Here is a 26,801-nt window from a genome sequence, read left to right as displayed (position 1 = left end):
GAAGGCCCTATGTAAGCCAACCTCTTTTCGAGCTCGGACCGGACGGACGAAACCCATGCAGACTTGGGATGTGATTGTCATTGGTGGCGGCCATGCCGGCTGCGATGCCGCGGCGGCTTCCGCTCGGCTGGGCGCACGCACGCTGCTGATGACCCACAAGCTGGAGACCATCGGCGAGATGTCTTGCAATCCCGCCATTGGTGGTCTGGGCAAGGGCCATCTTGTTCGTGAGATTGATGCGCTGGACGGTGTGATGGGCCGGGTCGCGGATTCGTCCGGAATCCAGTTTCGACTCTTGAACCGCTCAAAGGGCCCGGCAGTCCGTGGACCGCGGACACAGTCGGATCGCGCGCTCTACAGGGCCGGGATGCAGGCTGAACTGGCGGCGACCGATAACCTCGAAATCCTGGCGGCAGCGGTCGAGGATCTGATGTTCGACGGTGAGCGTTGCGTCGGGGCTGTTGATGCCTCCGGACAGGCTTACCATGCCAAGGCTGTCGTCCTCACGACCGGGACTTTTCTGCGGGGCCTCATCCATCGCGGCAGCGAGCGTATACCCGCCGGACGGGCCGGCGAGGCGCCGTCCATCGGCTTGTCTGATACGCTCTACGGTCTCGATCTCCGCATGGGCAGGCTCAAAACCGGGACGCCGGCGCGGCTGCGCAAGTCGTCAATCGATTGGGAGTCCCTGGAACAGCAGGCTGCCGATGACGAGCCGGTGCCGTTTTCCTTCCTGACCGATCGGATCACGGTCCCGCAGATTACCTGTGCGATCACCCGGACGACTGACGCGACCCATCAGATCATCGCCGATAATCTCGGCCAGTCTGCGGTCTATTCCGGCGCCATTGCGGGTCGGGGCCCGCGCTATTGTCCGTCGATCGAGGACAAGGTGGTCCGTTTCGCCGACCGGTCTCAGCATCAGGTCTTCCTGGAGCCGGAGGGGTTGGAGGACGATACCGTTTATCCAAATGGTATCTCGACCTCGCTTCCCGACGATGTGCAGCAGCGCTTCCTGGAAACGATCCCGGGCCTCGAACAGGTCGAGGTGAAGCGCTACGGCTACGCGATCGAGTATGACTATGTTGACCCGCGAGAGCTCGACGCGACCCTGCAGATGCGCAAGCGCGCGGGACTCTGGCTGGCTGGACAGATCAATGGCACGACGGGTTATGAAGAGGCGGCGGCCCAGGGCCTGATGGCCGGTGCCAATGCCGCACTGGCCGCGACCGGCCGGGCGCCCTTCGTTCTCAGCCGATCCGAGGCTTATATTGGCGTGATGATCGACGACCTGATCACGCGGGGTGTGAGTGAGCCCTATCGCATGTTCACATCACGGGCCGAGTATCGTCTGTCACTCCGGGCCGACAATGCTGACCAGCGCCTGACCCCGACCGGTGTTTCGCTTGGCCTCGTCGGAAAGACGCGAGCGGACCGGTTTGATGGTAAATTGTCTGAGCTTGCCGCGACGCGGTCATTGGCCAAGAGCCTGTCGTTGACCCCGAATGAGGCCCGGTCAAAGGGCCTATCGGTGAATGCTGACGGAAAGCGTCGGGATGTCTCGGAACTGCTGGCCTATCCCGGTGTGGACTGGTCTCGGGTGAGCGAGATTTGGCCAGAACTGGCCCAGGTCAGCGCCAGCGTGGCTGAGCAGATCGAGATCGATGCGCTCTACGCCGGCTATATTGATCGACAGCAAGCGGACATTCTCGCCTTCCGTCGCGACGAGTCGGTTCGCCTGCCGCGGGATCTTGATTATGGCCGGATCGGCGGTCTGTCGAATGAGGCTCGGGAAAAGCTTGAACTCGCCCGTCCCGAAACGCTGGGACAGGCCTCCCGTATTGAAGGCGTGACGCCGGGCGCCCTCACGGCTGTTTTGGCGCACGTGAAACGGCGTGCGCAGGAGGCCAGCTAGATGGACCGGGACGCGTTTGGCCGGGAAACCGGTGTTTCACGTGAAACACTCGATGGCTTTGAGCAATGGCGGGCCCTGCTGGTCGAAACGAATGCCCACACTAATCTGGTCGGGCGCTCGACGCTTGACCAATTCTGGGCGCGTCATGCGATGGATAGCTACCAGCTTCTCGAGCACATCCCGCCAAGCGTGATGAAGGTCGCGGATCTGGGAGCCGGTGCCGGCTTTCCCGGCATAGCGCTCGCCCTGGGCTTTCGCGATCGCGGCCAGGCGGCTCACGTCACCATGGTCGACTCCGTTGGCAAGAAAGTCGCCTTTCTTCGCAAAACCATTGGTGCGTTGGGCCTGGATGCGGACGCGCGATCCGTGCGAGTCGAAACCCTGGACCCTGCCGAAGGGTTCGATCTCATCACCGCGCGGGCGTTTGCCCCTTTGAATAAATTATTGGGCTATGTCGCGCCCTTGTTGAAAAACAACGCTCAAGGCCTTTTCTTCAAAGGGCAAAACTACCGTGATGAATTGACCGAGGCGGCTAAACACTGGACATTCGATCACGAAGTCATACCCAGTCGTACCAGTGACGGTGTGATCCTGCGCATTCATGAGGTGGAACGTGTCAAATGACGTCCAGCGCGCCAAGGCGCCCCGTGTTATTGCTGTTGCCAATCAAAAGGGCGGCGTCGGAAAGACCACGACGGCCATCAATCTCGGGACAGCCCTCGCTGCGATCAAGCAGCGGGTCGCCATCATCGATCTCGACCCGCAGGGCAATGCCTCGACCGGGCTCGGCGTTCCGCCAAACATGCGCACCCTGACATCCTATGACGTCTTGGTAGGCGGGGACTCGCTCAAATCCGCTCTGGTGCCAACGGTGGTGCCGGGTCTCAGCATCGTCCCCTCCGATGTCATGTTGTCAGGAGCAGAGCTGGAACTGGCCGATGATCAGCGCCGCTCCTACCGCCTCAAGCGTGCCATCGATCAAAGCCTTGATGCGCTCGGACCGGATGCTGCGGCGCTCGACTATATCCTGATTGACTGCCCACCCTCTCTGAACGTGTTGACCGTCAATTCTCTGACCGCGGCCGACGCCATCCTGGTGCCGCTGCAGTGCGAGTTCTTCGCCCTTGAGGGACTGTCACAGCTGCTCAAGACGGTGGAGCGGGTGCGAGGCCATCTGAACTCCCGATTGGACATACAGGGCGTCGTTCTGACCATGTATGACAGCCGCAACAACCTGTCGGCGGAAGTGGCGGCAGATGTCAGGGAGCATTTCGGCGACAAGGTCTACAAGACCGTCATCCCGCGCAATGTGCGGGTCTCCGAAGCGCCATCTGTGGGCAAGCCTGTCCTGCTCTATGACCTGCACTGCAGCGGGTCCCAGGCCTATATCAGCCTGGCCAAGGAAATCGTTCAGCAGGAACGCAAGCGTCGACGTGAAGAACAGGGTGAAGTGGCATGAGCGCCAGCGACAAGAACAAGCGACTGGGTCGAGGTTTGTCGGCCTTGCTCGGCGAGACCGATACCGAAGGCTATAGCGCTCCGGAAGCGCCGACCGAGCGTGCCAAACCGTCGCGTGATGGTGTGCGGATGATCCCGATCGAGTTGATCGCGCCCAATCCAGAACAGCCACGCAAGTCGATCTCCGAGCCAGAACTCAATGCTCTCGCTGAATCGATCTCGGACAAGGGGATTGTCCAGCCGATCCTGGTTCGGCCGGTTGATGACGGCGAGCGCTTCCAGATTGTCGCCGGCGAGCGCCGCTGGCGCGCGGCTCAGCGGGCCCGCCTGCATGAAGTGCCGGCGCTTGTACGCGAGCTCACCGACCGAGAGACACTGGAAATCGGTATCGTCGAGAACGTCCAGCGCGCGGATCTGAACCCGGTCGAAGAGGCGCAGGCCTATCGTCAGCTGATCGATCGCTTCGGTCATACCCAGGAAGACGTCGCCCACGCGGTCTCCAAGAGCCGTAGTCATGTCGCCAACATGATGCGCCTCCTGTCACTTCCTGACTCCGTGCTCAACTTGTTGGCAGACGGGCAGATTTCAGCCGGGCATGCGCGAGCGATCGCCAACGCTCCCGATCCGGCGGCGTTGGCCGACCTGATCATTGCAAAGGGTTTGTCGGTCCGGGATGCCGAAAAGCTGGCCCGGGAAGCGCACAATCCCGCTGCACCCGAGACCAAGGCGGCTCCTCGAAGCCATGATTCCAAGGACGCGGACACACGCTCGCTTGAAGCGGATATCACCGCCCGTCTGGGTCTGGCTGTCGATATTCGCCATGGCGCCAAGGGCGGTGAGCTGCGGGTCCAGTACAAGACCCTCGAGCAACTCGATGATGTCTGCCGTCGCTTGAGTGCTGACGTGAGCCGCGGGTAGGCGCCTAACGCCCCATCTGTGCAGCACCGCGCGCCAAGCGCAGGAGCAGATCGCCGACCAGGGCCTCTGCCGGAGCCCCGGAGCGCTTGACGGCGCGTTCCGCATCAAAGGCGAGTTGGCGCGCGTGATCCAGCCGCCGACCCCGCCACATTGAAAGCTGTCGCTTGAAGGCGTCGGCCTGGGGTCCAAAGCGTGGCGCGCCGCTTCTTGCCATCGCGGTCTCATTTCCGCCAGCAGCATGGACGGCACCGAGCTGATCGAGCCGGCGTTGCAGGGCGCGCAGAATTCCGACCGCCGAGCCACCGGCACTGATCGAGCGATGGTAGGCACTGTCGGCCTTCGTCATCAGTCCGAGCAAAGCCGGTGCCAGTACGGCGTCAAGTTGGGCCTCACCCTGGTCAGCCGCGATCGCTTCGATGTCTGAGCGCGTGACCGTGTCCTCGCCCTCCAAGCGTTGTGAGCGGAGCCCCTTGTAGAGGATGAGCTTTTCAATCTCGCCACGGGCCAGCGCACGGTCGCCTTCCAGCCGGGGCAGCCATGCATCACGCGCATCGCGATCAAGAATGAGCCCTTCAACCTTGAGCATATCTTCACAGAGCGATTCGAGTGAATGAGCACTATCAGCATAACATGCTATTGCTATTGCACTTTTTGCCGGTTCAAAGGTTTTTCGGAGCTTCCCTCGCGGCGTTAGATCTCCTGATTCGACCAGCAGCACCGCTTCCGCCGCGAGAGAGCCGCTCTCGAGGTCCTTGATCAGGTCGATAATCGGTCCGCTCCCGGTTTCACCCGTGAGCCGGACCCGGACCAGGCGTTTGCCGCCGGTGAGCGACATGGCCGCCATCGCATCGGCCAGGCCGGCCGGATCGGATTTGAGATCTTCTTCTGTCAGCTGGGTGAGCGCGAAGGGATCGTCAGGATCTTCGAGGATGGCGCGGACGAGCGTCTGGGCCCGTTCATGGGTGAGGCCACGATCCGGTCCGTAGATCAGGTAGGCGCGGATTGACGGGTCGGGTTTGCTGACCCGGGCATCGGCATCCCGCGCGGTGGCCTTCACTGCGTGTTGGCGTCCTGCAACGCCCGCACGAGCTGACTGGCGATTCGTTCCGCAGCCAGCTGAGCGGCCCGCTCCGTCGCGTCGCGTTCGGCCGAAACCGAGGCATAGACCGAGAGCGGGACATTGTAGGAGGCTTCCGAGCGGACTGTTCCGGATACGACCGGATCGACATCCCCGTCGCGGAAGAGGCCATAATCAACAGTCAGGCCGATCGCATAGCGGGAGATCGCGGCGTCAGCGCCAACGCCGAGCGGTGAGCGGGTTGTGTCACTCTCGGTGCGCAAGATGTAGGGACCCGAGGCGTGGCGCGCTCCCATCCGGTCGAGCAGCGCTTCCTGGAGATGGAAGTCGACCTGTTCCCGGCCGGTCTCCACTCGGATATCGGACAGCGCCGCGCTGACGCCGGATTCGCCATACATCGGCGAGAAACCACAGCCTGACAGGGCGACACCTGCCGACGCGGCGATCATGATCAAGAGGGCGCGGCGGCTGGAACCCATGGTTTCTATCCTGCGACGATATTCACGATACGATCAGGTACCACGATAACCTTGCGGACAGTAAGCCCTTCCAGCGCGCGCTGGACGGTTTCGTCCGCCATTGCCATTGCTTCAACGACATCCTGGGCGGCGCCCTTGGGAGCCTCGATCTCAGTCCGCCGCTTGCCATTGACCTGAACGGGCAGGACGACGCTGTCGGCGACAAGAAGCGCGGCGTTTGCCTCGGGCCAGGCCGCATCAATGACCAGACCGTCTCCGCCGAGCAGGGCCCAGCATTCTTCGGCCAGGTGCGGGACGAAAGGCGCGATGATCCGGACCAGGATCCCCAGCGCCTCTGCCTTGGCCGCGATCCCGCCGGCGTCTGCCGGTTCGAACTTGCGCAGCACATTGACCAGGTCATGGACCTGCGCCACTGCGGAATTGAAGCGGAAGCCCTCGATCGACTCGGTGACCGACTGCAAGGCCTTGTGGGCGGCGCGGCGGATGTCGAGTGCCTCGCCGGTGGCGTCTTCAGCGACGGTCAGCGGTCCCGGTGCACCTTCCGGAAGGGAGTTTATCGTGCTCCACAGGCGCTGGATAAACCGCCAGACACCCTCAACACCACTATCGGTGTATTCGACGTCGCGTTCCGGCGGCGAATCCGAGAGGACAAACCAGCGGACGGCATCAGCGCCATAGCTTTCGATAAAGGCGTCCAGATCGACCACATTCTTCTTCGACTTGGACATTTTCTCGATCGAGCCCACCGTCACCGGCTTGCCCGTGGCAATCTCGACCATCCCGTTCTCGCCTTGGTCGACCTCCTCTGGAGACAGCCATTTGCCTTCGGCGGACTTGTAGGTCTCGTGGGTCACCATGCCCTGGGTGAACAGGCCGGCGAAAGGCTCACCGGACGACATGTTCATCAGGCCGGCATCATTCAGGGCCCGCGTGAAGAAGCGGGCATAAAGAAGGTGCAGGATGGCGTGCTCGATACCGCCGACATACTGGTCGACCGGCATCCAGTGCTCGGCGTCGCTGGCCAGGAAGGGTGTGTCCTCTGCCCAAGGCGAGGTGAAGCGCAGGAAATACCAGGACGAGCAGACGAAGGTGTCCAGCGTATCGGTTTCGCGCCGTGCCGGCTTGCCACAGGACGGGCAGTCCGTGTTCTTCCAGGTCGGATGACGCTCGAGCGGATTGCTCGGATGATCGAAGGTGACATCGTCGGGCAACTTGACCGGAAGCTGGTCCTGCGGGACCGGCACCACACCGCAATCACCGCAGTGAACCACCGGAATCGGGCAACCCCAATAGCGCTGGCGAGAGACCAGCCAGTCGCGCAGGCGATAGCTGGTTGCACCCTTGCCCAGCTTCAGGCTCTCGAGCTCGGCGATGGCGCGCTCGATGGCGTCCGTTGTCGAGAGACCGTCCAGGAAGCGTGAATTATAGATCGTACCCGGGCCGGTATAGGCCTCGTCTGTGATCACATGGCTCGCGGCATCGGCGTTCGGCGGCAGGACCACCGGATTGACAGGCAGGCCGTATTTGCGGGCGAAGTCGAGATCGCGCTGATCGCCGGCTGGCGACCCGAAAATGGCGCCAGTGCCGTAGCCGGAGAGTACGAAATTGGCCGACCAGACCGGCAATTCCCAAGTTTCATCAAAGGGGTGGCGTACCGTGATGCCGAGGTCGACGCCCCGCTTCGGCGCCTTCTCGATTTCTTCCGCGGTCGTGCCCATGCGCGCGCATTCGCGCATGAAACGGTCGATCTCCGGATCATCAGCGGCGAGCGCTTTGACTATCGGATGATCCGGCGCGAGCGCCAGGAAACTGGCGCCGAAGAGCGTGTCCGGGCGCGTTGTGAAAACGTCGATCGTCGCGCCGAACTCGGCAGACAGATCCGCGTCGGTCAGCGGAAAGCTGACTTCTGCACCGCGTGACCGGCCAATCCAGTTGGATTGCATGGTCCGGACCTTGTCCGGCCAGCGATCCAGTTCGTCGAGGGCGTCGGTGAGCTCGTCTGCATAATCGGTGATCTTGAAAAACCACTGGTCCAGCTCACGCTGGACGACGAGCGCGCCAGAGCGCCAGCCCCGACCGTCGATGACTTGTTCATTGGCCAGAACGGTCTGGTCCACCGGGTCCCAATTGACCTTGGCGGTCTTGCGATAGACCAGGCCCTGCTCCATCAACTTGATGAAGATCGCCTGCTGATGGCGGTAATAGGCGGGATCGCAGGTTGCGAACTCGCGGCTCCAGTCGAGCGCCAGCCCCAGACGCTGCAGCTGGCCCCGCATGGCGTCAATATTGTCGTAGGTCCAAGCGCCGGGATGCACGCCGCGATCTCGGGCGGCATTCTCGGCCGGAAGACCGAAGGCATCCCAGCCCATCGGGTGAAGCACGTCGAAGCCGCGCGCGCGCTTGTAGCGCGCCACGACGTCACCCATCGTGTAATTCCGGGAGTGGCCGACATGAATCCGACCCGACGGGTAGGGAAACATCTCGAGCACATAGTATTTCGGCTTGCCGCCCGATGCGATCGGCCCTTGGGCCTTGAATGCATCACAGGCATCCCAGGCCGACTGCCACTTGGGTTCGGCCTCGCGAGGATTGTATCGTGTCATGTCTGGCCCGCGGCCGCGCCGCGCCCCCGGTAATCGATCAGGCTTGGCAGCCGGACTAGTTTTCCAGCTGTGAAATGCGCAGTTGCCGCGCGCGGGTCAGGATCGCGTTTTCAATGTCGTAGGCGGTTTGAGCGCCCGTTTCGGCATCGATCCACTCGCCCGTCTCACTGCGGACCTGACGGAAGGCACTGACAGCCAGCGCATCGGCACGCAGACGCGTATCGAGGATGTAAACCGTCAGTTTGAAGCGCTCGTTCGCCATTTGCGGATTGGCGTACCAGTCGGTGACGATCACGCCACCAAACGGGTCGACTTCCGCCAGCGGCATGAAGCTGATCGTGTCGAGGCTCGCTCGCCACAGGAAGCCGTTCACCCCGATGCCTTCGGCCTCAACCGGACGGTTGTTGGCCAGCGGATTCGGCAGCGAGGGCAGGCGGAATCCGGAAGACTCCGACGATGAGTCCGCAGTGTCGGCGTTGCGCGATGCGCAAGCCGGCAGGGCGAGGATGGCGGCAGAAAGGATCAATCCAAGAATCCGACGGTCCGACATGTGCCGTGACTCCTTCGAAACAAACGGCGAAAACGCGCGATAAACTGAAAGACGCAAACGCGCTTCAGATTTTGAAGGCTTTGTATAACACGCGAAATCGCGCGCGCCAGCGGCGAAAGGCACCCAGTCAGGCGTGACAAACCTGCAACATATTTTGGTGAACACGCATTCAACACTTTCCGGACGCTTGACCGGACGCGCGCGCTAACCTCCTGTAAGGCGCGACGTCCGGGGGGACGGGGCCGATCGGCGGGACCGCGAGCGATGAAACGGACTTCAAGCGCGATACTTTTCGCTGCTCTGTCCGGGACACTTGCGGCCCCGCCGGCATTCCCGCAGGACCCCGCTTTCCCGCAGAATCCGGCGCCGCAATCCCGCGATCCTTTCGAACTTGAATCCGTCCATAGCCTGACCTGGCGTGGGGATGCCGGCCTTGTCTTGTTGGGCGGTGATACGCCAGACGACAGCATCGAGATGCTGGCTGATCTCGAGTTGGGCCTGGACTTCGAAAGCTTCACCGATCTCGGCCGCCGCTGGGGCTTGGTCCTGACCGGCCATGCCGAGCGTGACCTGCCCGGCGCGGCGCATGGTGGCCGTGTCGGGAGTTGTCCGGCGGCAATTGGCGATTGCGCACGGGTCGGGACCGTCGCGGCGCCTCAAACCCCCATCGCGTCTGACAGCGGCCTGTTCAGCGACGGCGCTTTCGGTGGCGATCGCTCCCGAGCGGCGATCTCCGAAGCCTATCTCTTCACCGATACTGGCTGGGGCGAAGTACGTTTGGGCTATGGCGCCGGCGCGGCCCGACTCGATCCGGTGGGCGGACCTGCAACCGCTCGCCTGGTGCGCGCCGATGGCGGGCATCTGCGCGCCAGTTCCGTTACAGCGGTTCGAACCGAAGCGCCCCATTCCGGGCAGGACCCAAAATTCGTGTTTCGATCGGTCGCTCTGGGTCAGGAAACAACCGTGGGCACGGTCAGGGCGGCGGTCTCGTTCACGCCCGAAGTCAGCCAATGCGGCGTCGACTACTGCCCGCGCGGCACAGGGCCGGGCGGGCAGGTTGGCGCGATCAATCGTGACGTCGCCGAACTGGCCCTGACCTACCAAGTCCGTCGCGGCGAGCATGAATGGGCAGCGAGCCTGTCGGCCAGCCAGGCTGGGCGGGTGGAGGGCGGGCCGGGCTTTGAGCCTGTCTCGGGTGTCGATGCGGGCCTGTCCTGGCGCTGGCAGGACTGGCGTGCCGGGGGCCGCTGGCGCCGAAGCAATAATGCGGTTTCAGGATCTGGTGATTACGAGGCCTGGGCCAGCTCCATCGGATGGGAGAGCGGCGACTGGCTGACGACGCTGGAGTTTGCCGCGTCCAGCGATGACTTTGTCCACAGCGACAGCGAAATCTGGCAAATTGCCAGCTCGCGTCTCGTCGGTGATCACGGGCTCGTGGCCTTCGGACTCCAGGCCGCCGAGACCAGCTTTCCGGAGAGCTCCGGTCCGGGCCGTGTCCAGCGGGAGGTGGACGCATTCACCGCCTTTCTTGAGCTCGGCTGGCGATACTGACAATTCCGCAACAGGCCTCAGACTTCTTTCACCCCGGCCGTAGATTCTATTTGGGCTGGCAGGCTTGGCTGCGCTACAACGGTTGGGCGTGAGGGAGAAGTACAATGAGTGGGCGGGGAAATCCGTTTGAAATCATTGGAACAAAATCGACCATGGCAGCTGCTGCCCTGGCGGTTTTCCTGTGCGCACCGGCCGCAATGGCCCAGGATGTGACCGCTGAAGCCGAGGCGGTTGCGCCTTGGTACGAGGCTTTCACCCTGTCCATGGCCGAATCCCCGACGCCGGAACTCGACGAAATCACGACGTTCGATCTTGAACTGGGCGAGCGCTGGGGCGTCTCTCTGGGCATTCAGGACCGTAGCGACTCGCGTCTCAACGACGACCTGAGCGCCGGAGCCTTCGTGACCTTTGGTGACCGTATTCGCCTCGGCGGCCAGGTTCGTTTTGCGTCGCCGGATGAAAGCTTCTTTGTCCGCAACAGCGAAGACGAAGCCCGTCAGCCGGAAATCAAGTTTGAGTCGGCCCTGCGGTTCTGATCGCGCCGACTTCCAGCGCACCGACCACAGCTACTCCTGAGATTTGCAAGCTTTCCAGACGCCTGATCGTGCGCGGATTGACGCCGCCGAGCGCGTAGATCGGCATGTCGCTGTGCTGCGCCCAGGCGGCAAGGGCCAACGGTCCCATTGGCCGCCCGGCACTCGGGCTGGCGCTCGGAAAAACCGTCGATACGAGCGTGGCATCGATCCCGGCGAGGCGGGCCCGGGCCAGAGCCTTCACAGAGTGGGCCGACGCGGTGAAGATCAGCGTGCTGCCTCGTGCCCGCATCCGTCCGGCCTGTGCGATATGCTGCTCCGGCCAGTGTATCCCGTGAGCCCCGCTCCGGCGGGCAAGGTCTGGATCGGAAGAGACCAATATCGTGACGCCTTTCCTGTTGGCCAGGGTCACAGCGCGGCGAGCCGTCTCCAGCCGGTCGGCAGCACCGAAATGCCGGTAGATGACACCCGAACCCGGTGCGAGGTTGGCGATCAGGGCGACCGGATCAGGCTGCCTGAGCGGATCCGTCAGGGCCAGCAGCGGGGGCAGGACGTGCGGCCGATCACCCGTCAGACGGGCGGCCGCGCTTGCCATGCGCGCTGCTGCATCGTAGGCCGACTTCATGATCAATCCCTCCGATATTGCCGCCCGCCGCGAGGCCCTGCTCGCTGAAATCACAACGCTTGCTTCCGATATCGGTCGCAGCCCGCAGTCCATCAAACTGGTCGCTGTCTCCAAACGCCAGCCCGAAGAGCGGTTGGCCGAGGCTTTGGCAGCCGGCCAGCGGGTGTTTGGCGAAAACCGGGTCCAGGAGGCCCAGGCCCACTGGGCCGACCGTCGCGAAAGCTACCCGGATCTGGAACTGCGCCTGATTGGCCCGCTGCAGTCCAACAAGGCGGCCGAGGCGGTGGCCCTGTTTGACGTGATCGAAACGCTCGATCGCGAAAAGCTGGCGGGCGCGCTGCGCAAAGAAATGGACCGGCAGGGACGGGCACCGGGTCTCTATGTCCAGGTCAATACAGGCGAAGAGGTCCAGAAGGCCGGGATCGCGCCGGCCGAGCTGGCGGATTTCCTAGCTCGCATGCGCGGCCATTACGGTTTCTCGGTCAGCGGCCTGATGTGTATTCCGCCCGTCGAGGAGCCGGCAGGCCTGCATTTTGCCCTGCTCGCCAAACTGGCGGCACAAAACAATATTGCCGAGCTGTCGATGGGGATGAGCGCCGACTATCCGGTAGCGATCGGACTGGGTGCGACTTCGATCCGCGTCGGAACAGGCTTTTTCGGCTCGCGTCCGGACTAGCTGATCCGCAGGCCGTCGCCCGGTCTGGCGGCGGCCAGAAGGGTCCGGACATGCTCCGGAGCCAGAGCCACACAGCCCTCGGTCGGCTCATAGTCACCCCGTTTGCAATGCAGGAAGATCGCCGACCCGGACCCGGCAATCGGCGGGTCATCATTGTGGCCTAGCACGAGGATGATGTCGTAGAGGCCGTCTTCGCGCCACAAGGCCTCATGAGATGCCGGGTAGGGCAGCCGGACGGGCCGGTTATAAGCCGGGTCTCCGGGTGCATCACACCAGCCGTCATCCTCGCGGATGGCCCGGCAGGGCAGGACGGTCACCGGCCGCGCGATCCGGTCGGCCCGATACAGAACCCGACGCAGGCGATAGCATCCGAGCGGGGTCGCACCGTCGCCCTCACGCTTGTCTGACGCCTTTGTGACTCCGGCACGGCCGAGGGCTGCGGGTACGGTGTCTGCCTCAAGGGCAAGGCTTCCGTTCTGGCTGACCTGCCATTCCATGTCGCGAGCCTTTCAAGGAATGCGGTGGTCGGCGAGGGACGTCCGGCACGTGACCGTATCGGCATCCGCTTCGCCTCCCCCACCACGGAGGTTTGTCCGGGCAGCCGGACCTGTCGTTAACCAAGCAAATTCGGGACCAGATCACCACCCAGTAACGGCTGGGAAAAACTGACCAGACCAGCAAAACCTGCCGGGCAAATTCTGCCACGCGGCAGGAATTGCCTTGTGCAACGAAATGGGCATGATCAACGCATGAACGCGCAAAAAACCATCCTGATCGTCGATGATGACGAAGACCTCCGTGAAGCCCTTGTCGAGCAGTTTGCCCTGCACGAGGAATTCCGCACCCTGTCCGCCGAGACCGCCGGCGGCGGCATGGCCACAGCCCGAAGTGAGCGTGCCGATCTCATCCTTCTCGATGTTGAATTGCCCGACATGGACGGGCGCGACGCGTGCCGCCTGATGCGCAAGAACGGCATTACGGCTCCGATCGTCATGCTCACGGGCCAGGACACCGATGCCGACCAGATCCTTGGTCTGGAGTCCGGTGCAAATGACTATGTCACCAAGCCGTTCAAGTTCTCCGTCCTGCTGGCCCGGGTCCGGGCCCATCTTCGCAGCCATGAGCAGAGCGAGGATGCTGTTTTCCAGGTCGGTCCCTATGAGTTTCGTCCGTCGATGAAGGTGCTGCTGACCACGGATGAAAAGAAGATCCGGTTGACCGAGAAAGAGACGAATATTCTCAAATATCTCTATCGGGCCGGCGGCAAGCCGGTGCCGCGGGACGAACTCCTGCACGAGGTCTGGGGGTATAATCCGGCGGTCACGACCCACACGCTGGAGACTCACATCTACCGGCTGCGCCAGAAAATCGAGCCGGAACCAGCGCACGCGCGCTTGCTCGTCACCGAGAGCGGTGGCTACCGGCTCCAGAACTGACGCTGCCCTCGGGTCGGTCGGCGTTAGCTGCCGAGCGTGAGGACAACCGGCGCGTGGTCTGATGGCTTCTCGCGGCTGCGCTCGTCTTCCCATATCCTGAAGGCGTCGCGGCCACCGGCGAGCGCCCGATCGCGTGCCGCGGGGGCGGCCCAGATATGGTCCAGCCGTCGACCGCGATTGGCGGCGCGCCAGTCTTTCGCCCGGTAGCTCCACCAGGTGTAGATTTTCTCGTCCATCGGGATCAGCTCGCGGGCCACGTCGGAGAACTGTCCCGCCTGGCGGATCCGCTCCAGGGCTTCGACTTCGACCGGTGTGTGCGACACCACTTTGAGCAATTGCTTGTGTGACCAGACATCATGCTCATAGGGCGCGATGTTGAAATCACCAACCAGAACGAGGGGGGCGTTCTCGGCGGCCCGCTCGGCGAAATAGCGTTCGATCCGGGCGAGAAACTCCAGCTTGTGGGCAAAGCGCGGATTGATCGCCGGATCCGGCTCGTCACCGCCGGCGGGAATGTAGAAATTGTGCAGCTCGATGCCTTCGACGCCAACGCGCTGGTGGCGGGCCTCCCCGCGCGGGCACAAATCACAATCGCCGAGGTCCTCGAGCGGGTATTTCGAAGCAATCGCCACGCCATGCATGCCCTTCTGGCCCCGGACGTGGAAGTGCCGGAATCCCATTTCGCGGAAGGCGTCTTCCGGGAACTGCTCGCTCAGACACTTGATCTCCTGCAGGCAGAGCACGTCCGGATCGGCCTCGCGGACCCAGTCTGCGACAAGGGGTATCGCGCGCAAGCGCACGGAATTGATGTTCCAGCTGGCAAGGGTCAGGGTCATGAGGGGTGTCCGGAATCTGTCTGATGCGTCAAAGAATGTTGTAGGTCGCGCCGGCGAGGCCGACCGGCCAGCGCCCGCGCGCGAACAGGCGCCAGCGGGCCAGGAAGGGGTGCGGAGGCTGATCGTCTTCGGCTTCGGCCAGAATGACCAGGGCCGCGCCATTGGCCGCCTGGGCCAGCGCTCCGGCCGCCGCGTTCACCAGGGCCATGTCCTCGACATCGTCCATGGCCGCGGCATCCTCGACAATGTCCCGGGCGCTGTCGCCAGTCTTCTCGGTGACCATGGCCAGGGCAGCGTGAACCGCTTCTTCGTCGAGCCGCTCCAGCACGCGTGAGACCAGACCGGTGCGCAGCATTTCCTCCGCTTCCCAGCTGGCTGCGTCGCGATCGAGGGTCTCGGCCGCGCCAGCCGCCTCCTCCCAGTCGGACAGCACTGCCGGCTCGGCATCGGGAAAGCCGAGGCCATCAAGATAGGCGCGGGCCAGAAACAGCTCGCGCGCATCAAGCGGTTCGCCCAGGCGCGCGAACCAGGAATTGGAGTTGAGGCTCTCGGCAAAGGCCTTGGCCTTGTAGAGGAGCGGGATTTCTTCGAGCAGGCGCGGAATGTCCGCGTCGTCGGGGTCATCATGGAACTGCATGATGCGTATTTAACCCTCAACGCGCCGCTGCAACAGGGGTCCGGGTGCGAGAGGTGGTAATGAGTGGCGGGTAACCGGAGGCCGGAATGAATTGCGCCCGGTCTCGAGGGGGGAGGAGACCGGGCGCAAAGCCATGCGCGTGTCTTTTACAGCGCAGCGCCGGGAGGGGATCATTCCGGCGCGACTGAGGAAAGGATCCGCAAGCGGGGGGACGACGCCGATCCATTGCCTCTCAGTCAGCGTTACAATAACGCCACAGCGCTCAGAGTTTTACAAATAAAAAATGAGAAAGAAATTGCGTGTGTTCAAAATGTCGCAGGCAGTTATCGGCCACGCCTCGAATCACGACGATTCTCCGGCTCCGGAATCACAAACAGGCGCGGGTTCAGGTTCACGCCCGGCTGCACATCGGTCAGGCTCACGCGGGTGATCTCGCCCAGCGCGTCGGTGACAAACCACTCGCGCAATTCATAATTCGGTTCGGCAAAAACAAACATGATTTCGCCTTCCATCTCACCGGACGGGTCGCGAAGCGTGAGGTAAAGAAAGCCGAATTCGCTTTCCATGGAGACGATGGCCGCATCCTCGGAAATATTGATTTCCGGCTTCAACAGCCACCAGAGCGGGGTTGACCGCAGCGGGATGCGGTCGACGGTCTCCAGCGCCCGATCCTCGACCGCAACCGTGGTGCCATCTGCGATGATGCGAAGCGGATTGGGCTCGTCATAGTCGAGCCGCAGCCGGCCGGGACGCGACAGGGCCAGGTCGCCCTCGGCAAAGGAGCCGTCCGGCGCGATCTGGATGAAGCGCGACCGGAGGGTCTCGACCGCGTTGAGATAGGCATTGATCCCGGCGATCGCCCGCTCCGGGTCGAGGGTCGGTGCGGTGACCGTCTCGCTGGTGTCAGTTGGCGGTGACACCGGCTCGTCCTGAGCGGTCGCGGGGTCGGTCGCCTGCAGAAGGGCGATGGAGGCAAGTAGCGTGATCATGCTGCCAAGCTGGCCCGGGATTGCGGCACGAGCAAGGCCTCGATGTTCATGGATGGCTCACGTTTTCAGGCCTCAGGTGCAATCGCTGCACGTGTCAGCCCTCGCCCTCGGGCAGATAGATCTCACGGCGACCGGCATGGTCGGACGGACCGATCATGCCTTCCTCTTCCATGCGTTCGATCAGGGTTGCAGCGCGGTTATAGCCGATCTGCAGCCGGCGCTGGATATAGGAGGTCGAGGCTTTCCGGTCGCGGGCAACAAGTGCCACGGCCTGGTCGAACAGGGCATCGCCGCTGCCCTCGCCGTCATCCATGCCGGGCAGGTCGGTCTCGTCATCGTCGCCGCCGGCCGTGACGGCTTCAAGATACTCCGGCGCGCCCTGCTTTTTCAGGAAGGCGGCGACGTCTTCGACCTCCTTGTCGGACACAAACGGACCATGCAGGCGGCGGACGCGTCCACCGGATGCCATGTACAGCAGGTCGCCCATGCCGAGGAGTTGTTCGGCTCCCTGCTCGCCGAGGATGGTGCGACTGTCGATCTTGGAGGTCACGGAATAGGAAATCCGGGTCGGGAAATTGGCCTTGATGGTGCCGGTAATAACATCGACGGAGGGCCGCTGGGTCGCTGTCACGAGGTGAATGCCGGCGGCGCGGGCCATCTGGGCGAGGCGCTGGACCGCGCCCTCGATTTCCTTGCCGGCCACCATCATGAGATCGGCCATCTCATCAATCACGACGACAATGTAGGGCATCTTCTCCGCTGAGATGGTCTCGGTCTCGAAGACCGGTTCGCCGCTTTCCTTGTCATAGCCGGTCTGGACCGTGCGCGATAGTTCCTCGCCGGTCGCCAGCGCCTCTGCGACGCGCTCGTTGAAGCCGGCGACATTGCGCACGCCGACCTTGGACATGCGCAGATAGCGGCTCTCCATCTCGCGAACCGCCCATTTGAGAGCCACAACCGCCTTCTTGGGATCGGTCACGACCGGGCTGAGCAGGTGCGGGATACCGTCATAGACCGATAGTTCGAGCATTTTCGGGTCAATCATGATCATCCGGCAGTCTTCCGGTGGCAGCCGGTAGAGCAGGGACAGGATCATGGCATTGATACCGACCGATTTGCCCGAGCCGGTGGTGCCGGCGATCAGCAGGTGCGGCATCCGCGCGAGGTCGGCGACGAAAGGTTCACCGCCAATCGTCTCGCCAAGGGCAAAGGGGAGCTCGGCCTTGGCGTCCTCGAAGGCCTTGGAATTGAACAGGGCTCGCAGGAAAACGGTTTCGCGCTTGGGATTGGGCAGCTCGATTCCGATCGCATTGCGCCCGGGCACAACGGCAACGCGGGCCGCCATCGTGCTCATGGAGCGCGCGATATCGTCAGCCAGATTGATAACACGGGACGATTTGACGCCCGGGGCCGGTTCGAATTCGTAGAGCGTGACCACAGGGCCGGGGCGGACCTGGACGATCTCGCCCTTGACCCCGAAGTCGGACAGCACGCCCTGAAGAAGCTCGGCATTCTGGCGCAGCGCCATCTCGTCAATGGCGTCATTGCGGACGTCCGGCCTGGCCAGAAGGTCCAGCCGCGGCAGTTTGAAGCCCTCACTGCGGGTGAAGGGAAGCGCGCCCTGAGCCTCACGCAGGTCCCGGTCGGAGTCGCGCGACTTGCGCGACGGGGCCACTTTTACCGCGGGATTGTAACTGGGCGCTTCCGGTTCGGCCGCCCGGGCGGTGGCCGGTGCTGGTTCATGGTCGGCCGCCCTCATGGCGCGCCGCAAGACCGGTTCATCGCGCTCCGGTCGATCATCATCGAACGCGTCCTCGTCCGCCCGTTCGGAACCCGGCCCCCAATCTGCAAGCCGACCGCGGAGCTGGTCAAACCAGACCCTCAGCGTTGCCCAGGCCAGTCCGCCGGCATCGAGGGCCGAGCTCAGGTCGCGGGCCCGCAAACCGAAGGTGAAGAAGATGCCGGCGATCGAGAGCAGGAGCGCGAAGCCGGCGGCGATGGCAGTTGAACCCGGCAGATCGAGACGGGCGGGCAATGAAGCGAGTGCACCCAGCGTCGTGTCGCCGACAACCCCGCCCAGGCCCACAGCGAGTGGCCAGGCTTGCGGCACGGGCAGGGAGGCGACGGCGGCGGCGAAGCCCGCGGTTCCCAGCGCTGCAAATACCCACCGGAAGATGGCGATTGATCCGTTGCGCCGCTCCGGTGTCCGCCAGATCAGGATGCCGCCCCAGATAACGAGCGCAATGCCCGGCCCGCCTGCCGCCCAGCCAAGCGCCTGCAATAGAGCGTCACTGGCGGTCGCGCCCGGTCGGCCCATCCAGTTTCCGATGGCGCCGTCGGACGCGACATTCCAGCTGGGATCGAGCACATTGTGGGTCAAGAGTGCGATCATCAGGAACACGCCGGCAGCCAGCATCAGGCTGCCGAACAGGATATCGGTCAGACGCAGGCGCCATTGCGGCGTCGGCTTGGGCGCAGACTTCGGCGTCTTGGCTTTGCGGGTCGAGGGTTTGCGGCTCATCCGTTCTTCCTAACGCTGCAAGTCTTCCCGGTCGGTAAACAAAGGTTAACAGCGCTGCGACGCTCTGGCCGCTTTTCAGAGCCAGCAAACCGCCTATTCTGCGCGTCATGACCAAGACAGCATTTTTTGATGGCGATGTTGTGATCGCTGGTGGCGGGCTCGCCGGGATGACCCTCGCGCTGGCGATGGACCAGGCGGGCCTGAGGGTTGCCCTGGTTGATGCGCTGGAGATGGAAGACCAGCTTGCGCCGACCTTTGACGGCCGGGCTTCGGCACTGGCTTATACGTCCTGGCGCATGTTCGAGGCGCTCGGCGTGGCAGAGCATCTCAAGCCCTTTACCCAGCGCATCGAGCACATCCTTGTCTGTGATGGTCGCCCCTATGGTGGCAACAAGCCGGGCGGGCCCGGGCCGCACACGCTGCATTTTGATCGGCGCGAGATTTCCGAAGGCGATGAGGGTGAGCCGCTTGGCTGGATGGCCGAGAACCGTCATTCCCGCTTCGCCCTGATCCAGACCCTGAAGTCCCGGCCCCGCATTACCATCCTGGCGCCGGCCCGGGCGGATCGGTACGAAACCCGCGGCGATGGTGTGGATCTGTATCTCGATGATGGCCGGGTGTTGTCGGCCCAACTGCTGGTCGCCTGCGATGGCAAATTCTCGCGCCTGCGTGATCAGGCCCGCATCCGGACCGCCGGCTGGCAATACGGCCAGAAAGGCCTGGTCGCGACGGTGCGTCATGCCCTGCCCCACAACGGGGTCGCCTATGAGTATTTTCTCCCATCCGGGCCGTTTGCCATCCTGCCACTTCCTGACAATCGGTCATCTCTGGTGTGGACCGAGCCGGATGCTGTTGCCGACGCCCTGCGGGACGCGCCGGAAGCGGTATTCCAGGAAGAGTTGGAGAACCGTTTCGGCGACTTTCTTGGCGATGTGCGTCCGGAAGGCCCGCGTTTCAGCTATCCGCTGGGGCTGCGTTTCAGCGAGCGCTTCTGCGATGACCGGATAGCCTTTGTTGGCGATGCCGCACGCGGCATCCACCCGCTTGCCGGACAGGGGTTCAATCTTGGCATTCGCGATGCGGCGGCCTTGGCCGAGGTTACCGGGGAAGCCAAGCGGGTCGGGCTGGACATCGGCGCGCTCATCACGCTGCGTCGCTACCAGGACTGGCGCAAGTTCGACAGTGCCTCGCTGGCCGCAGGGACGGACATTTTCAACCGGCTGTTCTCCAACGATATCGAGCCGATCCGCCAGATCCGCGGCTTCGGCATGTCGCTGGTCAACAAGATCGGTCCCGCTCGCCGCTTCTTCATGCGCCAGGCCGGCGGCGAGACCGGTGACCCGCCCCGCCTCCTGAAAGGCGAGCGACTGGACGCCGCCTGAGCGGGGATCTGACCTCGGATCAGAACGGGTTGAGCGTATAGCCTGACTGCTGAAGCAGGGCATGGGCCGTCATCGCCGAGAGCGCCATCTCGACGCCGGGTAGAAGATCCTCCCGCTCGACATCATAATAGGCGGCGGTCTGGCCGCAGACGATCAGGCGAACGCCGTGATCGAGCAGGGCTGCCACCAGATCGGCATTCGGACCCGCCGACGCGGTCGTCACGTCGTTGATGGCACCGCCGTGAATGACCACGGCGAGGTGCAGATTCTCGGCGGCGACACCATTGGCGGCATGCATGTTCAAAAAGCGTGCAGCGCTGGTCAGGGTGCGGTTGAGCGCGTCCGTCTCCGAGCGGGCGGCAACATCAAAGGCGACCTGGTAAGCGGTGTCCTGCGGCATCGCCATGTCGAAATCCACAGCCGCGATCTGGCCGTATTCGACGATCAGGGGGCCGGGACCGAAATCATCCGGTCCGGCCAGGGCTGGCGCACTGGCGGTGAAGGCGGCACAGGCCAGGATGGTAGCGCGCAGCATCAGGGCGGGATTGGCAGTTTGCATGACAGTCTCCGGAAACAGCTCCGGTCAGGCTATCAAACGCCCGTCATCCTGTCCCGCGCAGAAAGGCCGCTCGGCCCGTCTACGGCTAGCGGGCCGCTCCTCCGAGAGCATACAGATAGTCCCAGGTGAAAATGCCGCTGTCATGGCCATCATCAAAGGTCAGGCGGACCGCATAGCGGCCGACCGGCTCTGCCTTGGTGATGCCGACATTATGCTTGCCGGTGACGATCTTTTTCTGGCCAGGTCCATGGCCCTGGACCTCGGCGCTGGGGCTTTCCACGCGCAAGGTCTCGAACGGGATGGAAAATTCCTGGCCATCATCGAAGCGGGCATGGAGCGTCTTGTCGGCGCTGGAGAAGTCGAGCTTTTCGGGCCAGGGGCGTGACATGGTCAGTCCTCGATCTGCCGGGCTTCTTCCGGCAGCATGATCGGAATGCCGTCGCGGACCGGATAGGCCAGCCCCGCGCCTTTTGAGATCAGTTCCCGGGCTTCCCGGTCGTAGTGAAGGGTTTCCCGGGTCACCGGACAAACCAGGATCTCGAGCAGCTTGGGGTCGACTTCACGGGTTTCGGTATCGCTCATTGCGGATCTCCCTACGAGAACAGGATGGCGGACAGACGGCGGCGCCCATCCCGTGTGACTTCGGATACCGGGCCGGCGGCCTCGAAGACTTTGAGCAAAAGCGTCCGGGCGGCCTGCTCATTCCATTCCCGGTCGAGGGCGGTGATGGCGATCAACTGGTCAACAGCGCCCTTGTGATCACCGGCCGCGACCAGGGCCTCGGCGAGATCGTAACGCGCCTGGAGATTACTGGCATCCTCCGCGACGGCCTGGCGCAGGGCCGCTGTTGCACCGTCATCTGCGGGCCTGCCGGTTGCCAGCTCGAGCGCTGCGCGGGCACCGTCCACTGCCGGGTCATCGGCGCGGTCTTCGGGGATCTGCGCCAGGATCTGGCGCGCTTTGTCGGCATCGCCGGCTTTCAGCCAGACCCGGACCAGGCCCGACAGCGCGCCCGGGTGCCCCGGATCAATCTGCAAAACGGTAGCGAAATCCTGGGAGGCCCCATTGAGATCGCCGCCCTCGATCGCCGCGAGACCGCGGTCGACAATCGCGCGGATCTCGGCCTCGCTTGGCCCCTTGCCGGAAATCCGGGCGATGAAATCCTTGATCTGGCTTTCCGGCAGTGCCCCGGTGAAACCGTCGACCGGTTGGCCGTTCTTGAAGGCGAACACGGCCGGAATGGACTGAACCCGCAATTGCTGGGCGATCCCCGGGTTCTCGTCGATATTGATCTTCACAAGCTTCACGGCACCGCCGGCGTCCAGCACGGTCTTCTCGATCATCGGGCCAAGCTGGCGGCACGGGCCGCACCACGGTGCCCAGAAGTCCACCAGGACCGGCACATCACGCGACGCTTCGACGACGTCCTGCATGAAAGTCTGGTCCGAGGAGTCGCGAACCAGGTCGTCGACCGCGTTGTCCTGATTGTTGGCGCCTGTGATCAGGGTCATGCCGCTATCCTTGTCATTTGCCGGAAGGTCTCTGTGAAGGGTCTAAGTGGCCTCTCGGCGCCCGTCTTGCAAGCTGTCACTGTGCCGCATCGGCGGCAGCGGCGAGCGCTGCAAAGTCAACAATGAGTGGTTCGTGCCCGGTATCGCGGGCAAAGCGCAGCAGGTCATCCCGGTCGATCGCCGTGGTCGCGTCATTGGTGAGTGGGTGAAAATTGACGATCCGATGGTTCAGCAAGGCTGCGTCGAGCACGAACCGGACACGATGAGCGGTGTCGTTGAGCAGGGCAAAGGCCGTGACCGAGCCCGGTTTCACGCCAAGGGTCTCGAAAAGCAGGTCCGGCTTGCCGAAGGACAGGCGCCCGCATTCAAGCGCACGATGCAGCTGATTGATGCGGATCGTGGTCTCTGCCAGGGCCGAGACGAGGATCAGGGTGTTCTTCTTGTCTTTCAGGAAGAGGTTCTTGGTGTGGCCGCCCGGCATGTCGTCCTTCATGCCCTCGCCTTCGGCAACGGTGAAGATCGGCGGGTGTTCGTAGGTTTTGTGTCCGATGCCCAGTGCATCGAGGCGCGCGAAGAGGTCTGTCCGGGTGGCTGTCATGCCGCAGTAGAAGCGCGCCTGTTGGCCATGTGCAAGAGGACGGAAACAGACGCTTGCAATCTTCCGAGCTTTGCGCGATATACCCCGCTCCCCGGCGGGGCCAAGCCCCGCAAATCGTGAGCGGGCGTAGCTCAGGGGTAGAGCGTCACCTTGCCAAGGTGAATGTCGTGAGTTCGAATCTCATCGCCCGCTCCATTCTTCCCTTAACCTGAAGAATAAGTGCTGCCCGTGCGTGATCCGCGCTCCGGAGCCGTTTCCTGTCGTATTTCGGGCCGGATCAGGACATCCCGAGTTCACGCAGACGGACATAGGACGCATGACGGGCATCCTTGGCCGGAACGACAGGGTGCTGCCGTTCCAGCAGGTGCGGCAGGCCGATGCGCAAGGCGGCCGGGGCCGTGATCGGCAAGCGGGTCGGTTTTTCAGGGGGTGTTTGCATGTCGGCCTCCTCGATCTTGAGCGGCCAGTGTCATGCAGGAGAAGGGCGGTGGCGGGGCGGCCTCAAGGCCATTTCCCGGCGCCGGCATTCACCGGGCGATCATTTGCCGCTCATCTCGCAAGGAGGCTTCTGGCAAGGCGTGATCTGGCAGGGAAGCGCGGGCAAGCCGTTTTGCGCCCGGCCTTGCGACAGGCCAGGCGCAAGACAGTCAGCTTGCGAGTGACCGCAACAGGTCGATGACCCGGCGACGGACGGTCTGGTCCTTGATGCCCGCGAAGGCAGAGGCCAGGGCCAGGCCGTCGGGACTGGCAATGAAGTCGTAGAGCGTATCGGAGTCCGGACCCTTCAGCTCGGACGAGCCGTCTTCTTCGAGGCCTTCGAAGAAGTAGGACACCGGGACTTCCATGACTTTCGCGACGTGGAACAGACGGCTTGCACCGATCCGGTTGGTGCCACGCTCGTACTTCTGGACCTGTTGGAACGTCACGCCGAGCTTTTCACCGAGCTCGGACTGACTCATTTCCAGAAGACTGCGTCGCAAGCGCAGACGCGCGCCAACATGCTGATCAATACTGGTCGGGCCTCTAGCACTCATTTGCGTCCTCACGTCTGTGGTTTGATGACTTCTACGTCGCAAAACTCGTTTGGATGGCAGAACTCTTCGCGGAACCAAGGATGAAGTCTACGGTTGAACAGTTCGGCAATCCAGTCAGCAACGCACTTTATTCGTGATATTCCGAGGCTTCCGGGTGAGTTCTTGAGCCAGAACCGCACGTCTTGATGAAAGTCGTAATCAAGCACGACAAGTTCGCCCGGATACAAGGACGCCAGATAGGTCGGTGCCATGGCAATGCCACCACCATGGCGTATGGTTTCAAATAGCACCGAACTAATGTCCGCAGTGAATGAATATCTTACAACCTCATCCGTTGTCGTGGCTTTTCGCTGCCACAGGTGGAGCGACGGATCGTACTGTTCCAGGCGCAGGAAGCGCAGGGTCAGAACGTCCTCCAGCGACCGCGGTGCCCCGTAGGTCGCGATGAACTCGCGCGACGCCATGGGCATGTAATGAATGCTGCCGAGTGCGCGCGCCTCTGTGTCCATGGACTTGTCCGGCGTGAAGGTCAGGCTCAGCGCGGCAGCGGTATCGCTTGCCGGGGCCGAGCGATCATTGATCAGCTTCAGGGCTATCTCCGGATTTACGCGTTGAAATTCCGGTATATGCCGGGCCAGCCAATAGGTCGCCAGACCGTCGGGAACGCGCAGGGACACCTGTCCCGCAAGGCTCCGATCCATGCCGGCGAGTTCGGTCTCGAGGCGCTGGGCCGAGCGCTGCATGGTGACGGCATAATCCAGCGCAGCGCTGCCAGCCTTGGTCAGCACGACGCCGTCCGCCCGGCGCTCGATGAGCTGAGATGCCAGACGGCTTTCAAGCTGTCGCATTCGCTTTGACACGGTGGATTGCTGGCAGCCGAGTACAGTCGCTGCGGCGCTCATCGAGCCCGTGGTCGCGACGGCATGAAAGATCTGCAGATCGTCCCAGTCGAACACGTTCCGTCGAAGATCGTTATCCACGCGCTGACTACCCCCTATTCCAACTTTCCAGAAGAAGCGGTACCGCGCCGGTGTTAACGAAGAATTAACCACAAGGCGGAGTGCGTGACATGATGGGTGAGGAGCTGCGGCTCGGGGCGACAGAGACCGGATTCCGATTCCCGGTCGAACGTCTTGACCAAGCCTTTGGGTCCTTGGGATTCAAGCCTGTCCAGCTGTCCGAGATCGATGATTTTCACGCCCTCGCCGACGCCCTGATTGATGGCGAGATTGCGAGCGCATCAGACATCGGCCGTGTCCAGCAATGGACCCGCACCTCGCTACACATGCGTCGATGGAATGGCAGGCCTGACGGTTTCGTTGCGTCAATCCCTCTTAGCGAATTGGGTGTCGAGGCTCTCCTGGCGGGCGAGTTTGGTTTCGCGAATGCGCGTCGGGAGTGGGTTTGCGGGCCCGACCAGCGGGCGTCGGCGCTCCTGTCATGGGGTCTGGCGGGGGTGACGCCGCATGCCCAGGCCGCCGCCTTGCGCGCGCTTCTTGTGGGATGGCGTGGTTTCTACGCCGATGTGCGGGTCTATGCCCGCGCCCGGACGACCGAAGGCAAAGCACTGATGCGGCGCCTCAATTTTGAAATTTGTGCCTACCCGGACGGCGAAAGCCCGCTCTATGGCAGCACCGGCTTCCCGCAAAAGCTGGGAGACCTGCTGTTGAAGCGGACGGTCCTGGGGCAATGGGAGGGCCGCTCATGAAAAATGCGATACCCGATAGTCTGAAAGTGACAGTCGCGCGCTCCCTCGACCAGGTGATGATGGCGATGACGCTTCGCGGCGTTATCTATCTGGGTGAGCAGTTTGCCCCGTATGGCGAAGAGTATGATGGCAACGACTTCGTCGGCGCGGCCCACCTGATCGCCTGGAAGGGCGAGGAGCCTGTCGGTGTCCTGCGCCTGCGTTTCTTCGCGGACTTCGCGAAGGTCGAGCGGGCCGCGGTCTTGCGCCAATACCGACGCTTCGGGGTGATGCGGGTCCTGATGCAGGAGGCGCAGCGCTACTCCGCGCGCCGCGGCTACCGCAAAATGCTCGGCCATGCCCAGCTCAATCGGGTGAAATACTGGCGCACCCACGGCTTCCGCCTGCGCGCCGAGCGTCCGGAGTTCGGCTTTTCCGATTACAAGTACGTCGAGATCGAGCGCGATCTCGTGCCACCGGCCAACGCCATTACGATGGACACCGATCCAATGGTCGTGATCCGGCCTGATGGCGAATGGGACAGGCCCGGCCCGTTTGACCTTTCGCTCGCGCGGATGCAAGAGCAGGAGCGTGAGACCGTTCGTAAACCCGAGGAGGCCGCATGAGCTTCACCGATCCCTGCCTGATCCTGCTTGATTGCCAGCGCGATCAGGTCACCGGAGCCGATGGACGCGTGGCTCCGGAGAACCGGGTCGTGATTGAGCGGATCCGTGACTTGCTGCGCCATGCCCGGCAGTCAGGCTGGCGGGTCTGTCATTGTCAGTTCCGCAGCGATGGCCCCGAAGCGGGTCGTGCGCCGATCGACGGGCTGCGACCGACCGCGCAGGAGGCCGTGTTCCAGCGCCGGGGTTTGTCGGCCTTCTCTGATCCCTATTTTCATCAGGTGCTGGCGCGCAGTGCCGGTTCGACGGCACTCCTGGTCGGGTTTTCGGCTCCGTTCTCGATCCTCGCGACGGTGTTCGACGACTGCAACCGTGACAAGGCGATAACCGTCATACCCGACGCCGTCGGTGCGCTTGCCGTCGAGCCCCGTGACATAGCCGAGACACGCAGCATGGCCTTTGACCTGGTGGCCCGGATGTCGCCTGTCATGGACTGGGAAGCCCTGACCCGGGATTGGCCGGCAGAGGCCCCGGTTGCCTGACCCTGTGTCTTGATCCGGCCGCCTGACTCCACCGACCAACAGCGACCTGGCCCTATCACA

The 26,801-nt window shown here is 63.2% G+C and carries 30 protein-coding genes and 1 tRNA gene; 13 read left to right on the top strand and 18 right to left on the bottom strand.

Annotated features, from left to right (window positions below; translation table 11 throughout):
- Positions 1–55 precede the first annotated feature (55 nt).
- Genes mnmG through AAA969_RS14415 form a run of 4 tightly spaced genes read left to right on the top strand, consistent with a single transcriptional unit; the run spans position 56 to position 4,291 of the window.
- Positions 56–1,915 (top strand): tRNA uridine-5-carboxymethylaminomethyl(34) synthesis enzyme MnmG, encoded by a 1,860-nt coding sequence (gene mnmG / locus AAA969_RS14430; protein ID WP_338246954.1) that lies wholly within the window; start codon positions 56–58, stop codon positions 1,913–1,915.
- The gene (gene rsmG / locus AAA969_RS14425; RefSeq protein WP_338246952.1) at positions 1,916–2,539 is read left to right on the top strand and encodes a 16S rRNA (guanine(527)-N(7))-methyltransferase RsmG; all 624 of its coding nucleotides are present in this window, start codon (positions 1,916–1,918) and stop codon (positions 2,537–2,539) included. It begins immediately after the preceding gene.
- Positions 2,517–3,374 (top strand): ParA family protein, encoded by an 858-nt coding sequence (locus AAA969_RS14420; protein WP_425325010.1) that lies wholly within the window; start codon positions 2,517–2,519, stop codon positions 3,372–3,374. Before rsmG ends, AAA969_RS14420 begins: the two co-directional genes overlap by 23 nt.
- Entirely contained in the window at positions 3,371–4,291 is a 921-nt protein-coding gene (locus AAA969_RS14415) for a ParB/RepB/Spo0J family partition protein (protein ID WP_338246948.1), read from the top strand. The genes AAA969_RS14420 and AAA969_RS14415 overlap by 4 nt, the downstream gene beginning before the upstream one ends.
- A gap of 4 nt (positions 4,292–4,295) precedes the next feature.
- On the opposite strand, the gene holA is transcribed toward AAA969_RS14415, so the two are convergent.
- Genes holA through AAA969_RS14395 form a run of 4 tightly spaced genes read right to left on the bottom strand, consistent with a single transcriptional unit; the run spans position 4,296 to position 9,166 of the window.
- A complete protein-coding gene (holA, locus tag AAA969_RS14410) occupies positions 4,296–5,348 on the bottom strand; it encodes a DNA polymerase III subunit delta (RefSeq protein WP_338246946.1) in 1,053 nt (350 codons plus the stop codon).
- Entirely contained in the window at positions 5,345–5,848 is a 504-nt protein-coding gene (lptE, locus tag AAA969_RS14405) for an LPS assembly lipoprotein LptE (protein ID WP_338246943.1), read from the bottom strand. The genes holA and lptE overlap by 4 nt, the downstream gene beginning before the upstream one ends.
- 5 nt (positions 5,849–5,853) lie before the next feature.
- A complete protein-coding gene (gene leuS / locus AAA969_RS14400; RefSeq protein ID WP_338246941.1) occupies positions 5,854–8,451 on the bottom strand; it encodes a leucine--tRNA ligase in 2,598 nt (865 codons plus the stop codon).
- Positions 8,452–8,506: 55 nt separating this feature from the next.
- Positions 8,507–9,166, bottom strand: coding sequence for a DUF3576 domain-containing protein (locus AAA969_RS14395; RefSeq protein ID WP_338246939.1), 660 nt, complete (start codon positions 9,164–9,166; stop codon positions 8,507–8,509).
- Between the two features lie 99 nt (positions 9,167–9,265).
- Between AAA969_RS14395 and AAA969_RS14390 the strand changes: the two genes are divergently transcribed.
- Entirely contained in the window at positions 9,266–10,552 is a 1,287-nt protein-coding gene (locus AAA969_RS14390) for a hypothetical protein (RefSeq protein WP_338246937.1), read from the top strand.
- Between the two features lie 152 nt (positions 10,553–10,704).
- Entirely contained in the window at positions 10,705–11,088 is a 384-nt protein-coding gene (locus tag AAA969_RS14385; RefSeq protein WP_338246935.1) for an NtrZ family periplasmic regulatory protein, read from the top strand.
- Here the strand turns inward: AAA969_RS14385 and AAA969_RS14380 are convergent.
- A complete protein-coding gene (locus AAA969_RS14380; RefSeq protein WP_338246933.1) occupies positions 11,060–11,710 on the bottom strand; it encodes a thiamine phosphate synthase in 651 nt (216 codons plus the stop codon). The two genes, AAA969_RS14385 and AAA969_RS14380, sit on opposite strands and share 29 nt — an antisense overlap.
- Between AAA969_RS14380 and AAA969_RS14375 the strand changes: the two genes are divergently transcribed.
- Entirely contained in the window at positions 11,709–12,386 is a 678-nt protein-coding gene (locus AAA969_RS14375; RefSeq protein WP_338246931.1) for a YggS family pyridoxal phosphate-dependent enzyme, read from the top strand. The genes AAA969_RS14380 and AAA969_RS14375 overlap by 2 nt on opposite strands.
- On the opposite strand, the gene AAA969_RS14370 is transcribed toward AAA969_RS14375, so the two are convergent.
- Entirely contained in the window at positions 12,383–12,883 is a 501-nt protein-coding gene (locus AAA969_RS14370) for a L,D-transpeptidase family protein (RefSeq protein ID WP_338246929.1), read from the bottom strand. The two genes, AAA969_RS14375 and AAA969_RS14370, sit on opposite strands and share 4 nt — an antisense overlap.
- Before the next feature lie 252 nt (positions 12,884–13,135).
- On the opposite strand from AAA969_RS14370, the gene AAA969_RS14365 reads away from it, so the two are divergent.
- Positions 13,136–13,822 carry a response regulator transcription factor gene (locus tag AAA969_RS14365; RefSeq protein ID WP_338246928.1) on the top strand — a complete coding sequence of 229 codons (687 nt, stop codon included), beginning with the start codon at positions 13,136–13,138 and terminating at the stop codon, positions 13,820–13,822.
- 23 nt (positions 13,823–13,845) lie between these two features.
- Here AAA969_RS14365 and xth read toward each other — a convergent pair whose 3' ends face one another.
- The 4 genes from xth to AAA969_RS14345 all read right to left on the bottom strand — a co-directional run bounded on the left by xth (position 13,846) and on the right by AAA969_RS14345 (position 18,805).
- The gene (gene xth / locus AAA969_RS14360; protein WP_338246926.1) at positions 13,846–14,658 is read right to left on the bottom strand and encodes an exodeoxyribonuclease III; all 813 of its coding nucleotides are present in this window, start codon (positions 14,656–14,658) and stop codon (positions 13,846–13,848) included.
- A gap of 28 nt (positions 14,659–14,686) precedes the next feature.
- A complete protein-coding gene (locus tag AAA969_RS14355; protein WP_338246924.1) occupies positions 14,687–15,295 on the bottom strand; it encodes a hypothetical protein in 609 nt (202 codons plus the stop codon).
- A 323-nt stretch (positions 15,296–15,618) separates the two neighbouring features.
- Positions 15,619–16,284 carry a LolA family protein gene (locus AAA969_RS14350; RefSeq protein ID WP_338246922.1) on the bottom strand — a complete coding sequence of 222 codons (666 nt, stop codon included), beginning with the start codon at positions 16,282–16,284 and terminating at the stop codon, positions 15,619–15,621.
- A gap of 94 nt (positions 16,285–16,378) precedes the next feature.
- Entirely contained in the window at positions 16,379–18,805 is a 2,427-nt protein-coding gene (locus AAA969_RS14345) for a DNA translocase FtsK (protein WP_338246920.1), read from the bottom strand.
- A gap of 107 nt (positions 18,806–18,912) precedes the next feature.
- Here AAA969_RS14345 and AAA969_RS14340 point away from each other — a divergent pair, with 107 nt between their 5' ends.
- A complete protein-coding gene (locus AAA969_RS14340; protein WP_338246918.1) occupies positions 18,913–20,187 on the top strand; it encodes a UbiH/UbiF/VisC/COQ6 family ubiquinone biosynthesis hydroxylase in 1,275 nt (424 codons plus the stop codon).
- A gap of 19 nt (positions 20,188–20,206) precedes the next feature.
- Here AAA969_RS14340 and AAA969_RS14335 read toward each other — a convergent pair whose 3' ends face one another.
- The 5 genes from AAA969_RS14335 to AAA969_RS14315 all read right to left on the bottom strand — a co-directional run bounded on the left by AAA969_RS14335 (position 20,207) and on the right by AAA969_RS14315 (position 22,855).
- Entirely contained in the window at positions 20,207–20,746 is a 540-nt protein-coding gene (locus tag AAA969_RS14335) for a DsrE family protein (protein WP_338246916.1), read from the bottom strand.
- A gap of 85 nt (positions 20,747–20,831) precedes the next feature.
- Positions 20,832–21,134, bottom strand: coding sequence for a DUF971 domain-containing protein (locus tag AAA969_RS14330; protein ID WP_338246914.1), 303 nt, complete (start codon positions 21,132–21,134; stop codon positions 20,832–20,834).
- A 2-nt stretch (positions 21,135–21,136) separates the two neighbouring features.
- Positions 21,137–21,328 carry a Trm112 family protein gene (locus AAA969_RS14325; protein WP_338246912.1) on the bottom strand — a complete coding sequence of 64 codons (192 nt, stop codon included), beginning with the start codon at positions 21,326–21,328 and terminating at the stop codon, positions 21,137–21,139.
- An 11-nt stretch (positions 21,329–21,339) separates the two neighbouring features.
- Positions 21,340–22,257 (bottom strand): thioredoxin, encoded by a 918-nt coding sequence (gene trxA, locus AAA969_RS14320; protein ID WP_338246911.1) that lies wholly within the window; start codon positions 22,255–22,257, stop codon positions 21,340–21,342.
- A 76-nt stretch (positions 22,258–22,333) separates the two neighbouring features.
- Complete coding sequence (locus AAA969_RS14315; protein WP_338246909.1) at positions 22,334–22,855, bottom strand: prolyl-tRNA synthetase associated domain-containing protein; 522 nt, start codon at positions 22,853–22,855, stop codon at positions 22,334–22,336.
- Positions 22,856–22,975: 120 nt separating this feature from the next.
- Here AAA969_RS14315 and AAA969_RS14310 point away from each other — a divergent pair.
- Positions 22,976–23,050: transfer RNA gene (locus AAA969_RS14310), tRNA-Gly, on the top strand.
- Between the two features lie 82 nt (positions 23,051–23,132).
- Here AAA969_RS14310 and AAA969_RS14305 read toward each other — a convergent pair.
- From AAA969_RS14305 to AAA969_RS14295, 3 genes are all read right to left on the bottom strand, one after another.
- Positions 23,133–23,294 (bottom strand): hypothetical protein, encoded by a 162-nt coding sequence (locus tag AAA969_RS14305; protein WP_338246907.1) that lies wholly within the window; start codon positions 23,292–23,294, stop codon positions 23,133–23,135.
- 208 nt (positions 23,295–23,502) lie between these two features.
- Complete coding sequence (locus AAA969_RS14300; protein ID WP_338246904.1) at positions 23,503–23,889, bottom strand: helix-turn-helix domain-containing protein; 387 nt, start codon at positions 23,887–23,889, stop codon at positions 23,503–23,505.
- Between the two features lie 8 nt (positions 23,890–23,897).
- Positions 23,898–24,869 carry a LysR family transcriptional regulator gene (locus AAA969_RS14295; protein ID WP_338246902.1) on the bottom strand — a complete coding sequence of 324 codons (972 nt, stop codon included), beginning with the start codon at positions 24,867–24,869 and terminating at the stop codon, positions 23,898–23,900.
- 173 nt (positions 24,870–25,042) lie between these two features.
- On the opposite strand from AAA969_RS14295, the gene AAA969_RS14290 reads away from it, so the two are divergent.
- From AAA969_RS14290 to AAA969_RS14280, 3 genes are read left to right on the top strand one after another with little or no spacing between them, the layout of a single operon-like run.
- Positions 25,043–25,597 carry a hypothetical protein gene (locus tag AAA969_RS14290; protein WP_338246900.1) on the top strand — a complete coding sequence of 185 codons (555 nt, stop codon included), beginning with the start codon at positions 25,043–25,045 and terminating at the stop codon, positions 25,595–25,597.
- On the top strand, positions 25,594–26,202 hold the full coding sequence (locus AAA969_RS14285; RefSeq protein WP_338246898.1) for a GNAT family N-acetyltransferase: 609 nt from the start codon (positions 25,594–25,596) through the stop codon (positions 26,200–26,202). Before AAA969_RS14290 ends, AAA969_RS14285 begins: the two co-directional genes overlap by 4 nt.
- A complete protein-coding gene (locus AAA969_RS14280; protein ID WP_338246896.1) occupies positions 26,199–26,741 on the top strand; it encodes a cysteine hydrolase in 543 nt (180 codons plus the stop codon). The genes AAA969_RS14285 and AAA969_RS14280 overlap by 4 nt, the downstream gene beginning before the upstream one ends.
- Positions 26,742–26,801: the final 60 nt, after the last annotated feature.

Source organism: Maricaulis maris (assembly GCF_036322705.1).
Taxonomy (GTDB): Bacteria; Pseudomonadota; Alphaproteobacteria; order Caulobacterales; family Maricaulaceae; genus Maricaulis; species Maricaulis maris_B.
The sequence above is the reverse complement of the archived record's forward strand: the minus strand, read 5'-3'. Positions and strand labels throughout refer to the sequence as shown.

What these genes read in the sequence shown, in the direction of transcription:
- AAA969_RS14300 (WP_338246904.1), bottom strand. Translation starts at nt 23,889, where the DNA reads ATGAGTGCTAGAGGCCCGACCAGTATTGATCAGCATGTTGGCGCGCGT.
- xth (WP_338246926.1), bottom strand. Translation starts at nt 14,658, where the DNA reads ATGACCCTGACCCTTGCCAGCTGGAACATCAATTCCGTGCGCTTGCGC.
- AAA969_RS14335 (WP_338246916.1), bottom strand. Translation starts at nt 20,746, where the DNA reads ATGCAAACTGCCAATCCCGCCCTGATGCTGCGCGCTACCATCCTGGCC.
- AAA969_RS14370 (WP_338246929.1), bottom strand. Translation starts at nt 12,883, where the DNA reads ATGGAATGGCAGGTCAGCCAGAACGGAAGCCTTGCCCTTGAGGCAGAC.
- rsmG (WP_338246952.1), top strand. Translation starts at nt 1,916, where the DNA reads ATGGACCGGGACGCGTTTGGCCGGGAAACCGGTGTTTCACGTGAAACA.
- lptE (WP_338246943.1), bottom strand. Translation starts at nt 5,848, where the DNA reads ATGGGTTCCAGCCGCCGCGCCCTCTTGATCATGATCGCCGCGTCGGCA.
- AAA969_RS14375 (WP_338246931.1), top strand. Translation starts at nt 11,709, where the DNA reads ATGATCAATCCCTCCGATATTGCCGCCCGCCGCGAGGCCCTGCTCGCT.
- AAA969_RS14355 (WP_338246924.1), bottom strand. Translation starts at nt 15,295, where the DNA reads ATGCAGTTCCATGATGACCCCGACGACGCGGACATTCCGCGCCTGCTC.
- AAA969_RS14315 (WP_338246909.1), bottom strand. Translation starts at nt 22,855, where the DNA reads ATGACAGCCACCCGGACAGACCTCTTCGCGCGCCTCGATGCACTGGGC.
- mnmG (WP_338246954.1), top strand. Translation starts at nt 56, where the DNA reads ATGCAGACTTGGGATGTGATTGTCATTGGTGGCGGCCATGCCGGCTGC.
- AAA969_RS14385 (WP_338246935.1), top strand. Translation starts at nt 10,705, where the DNA reads ATGGCAGCTGCTGCCCTGGCGGTTTTCCTGTGCGCACCGGCCGCAATG.
- AAA969_RS14365 (WP_338246928.1), top strand. Translation starts at nt 13,136, where the DNA reads ATGAACGCGCAAAAAACCATCCTGATCGTCGATGATGACGAAGACCTC.
- AAA969_RS14420 (WP_425325010.1), top strand. Translation starts at nt 2,517, where the DNA reads ATGAGGTGGAACGTGTCAAATGACGTCCAGCGCGCCAAGGCGCCCCGT.
- AAA969_RS14340 (WP_338246918.1), top strand. Translation starts at nt 18,913, where the DNA reads ATGACCAAGACAGCATTTTTTGATGGCGATGTTGTGATCGCTGGTGGC.
- AAA969_RS14330 (WP_338246914.1), bottom strand. Translation starts at nt 21,134, where the DNA reads ATGTCACGCCCCTGGCCCGAAAAGCTCGACTTCTCCAGCGCCGACAAG.
- AAA969_RS14345 (WP_338246920.1), bottom strand. Translation starts at nt 18,805, where the DNA reads ATGAGCCGCAAACCCTCGACCCGCAAAGCCAAGACGCCGAAGTCTGCG.
- AAA969_RS14280 (WP_338246896.1), top strand. Translation starts at nt 26,199, where the DNA reads ATGAGCTTCACCGATCCCTGCCTGATCCTGCTTGATTGCCAGCGCGAT.
- AAA969_RS14350 (WP_338246922.1), bottom strand. Translation starts at nt 16,284, where the DNA reads ATGATCACGCTACTTGCCTCCATCGCCCTTCTGCAGGCGACCGACCCC.
- AAA969_RS14305 (WP_338246907.1), bottom strand. Translation starts at nt 23,294, where the DNA reads ATGCAAACACCCCCTGAAAAACCGACCCGCTTGCCGATCACGGCCCCG.
- AAA969_RS14325 (WP_338246912.1), bottom strand. Translation starts at nt 21,328, where the DNA reads ATGAGCGATACCGAAACCCGTGAAGTCGACCCCAAGCTGCTCGAGATC.
- AAA969_RS14380 (WP_338246933.1), bottom strand. Translation starts at nt 11,710, where the DNA reads ATGAAGTCGGCCTACGATGCAGCAGCGCGCATGGCAAGCGCGGCCGCC.
- AAA969_RS14415 (WP_338246948.1), top strand. Translation starts at nt 3,371, where the DNA reads ATGAGCGCCAGCGACAAGAACAAGCGACTGGGTCGAGGTTTGTCGGCC.
- leuS (WP_338246941.1), bottom strand. Translation starts at nt 8,451, where the DNA reads ATGACACGATACAATCCTCGCGAGGCCGAACCCAAGTGGCAGTCGGCC.
- AAA969_RS14285 (WP_338246898.1), top strand. Translation starts at nt 25,594, where the DNA reads ATGAAAAATGCGATACCCGATAGTCTGAAAGTGACAGTCGCGCGCTCC.
- trxA (WP_338246911.1), bottom strand. Translation starts at nt 22,257, where the DNA reads ATGACCCTGATCACAGGCGCCAACAATCAGGACAACGCGGTCGACGAC.
- AAA969_RS14390 (WP_338246937.1), top strand. Translation starts at nt 9,266, where the DNA reads ATGAAACGGACTTCAAGCGCGATACTTTTCGCTGCTCTGTCCGGGACA.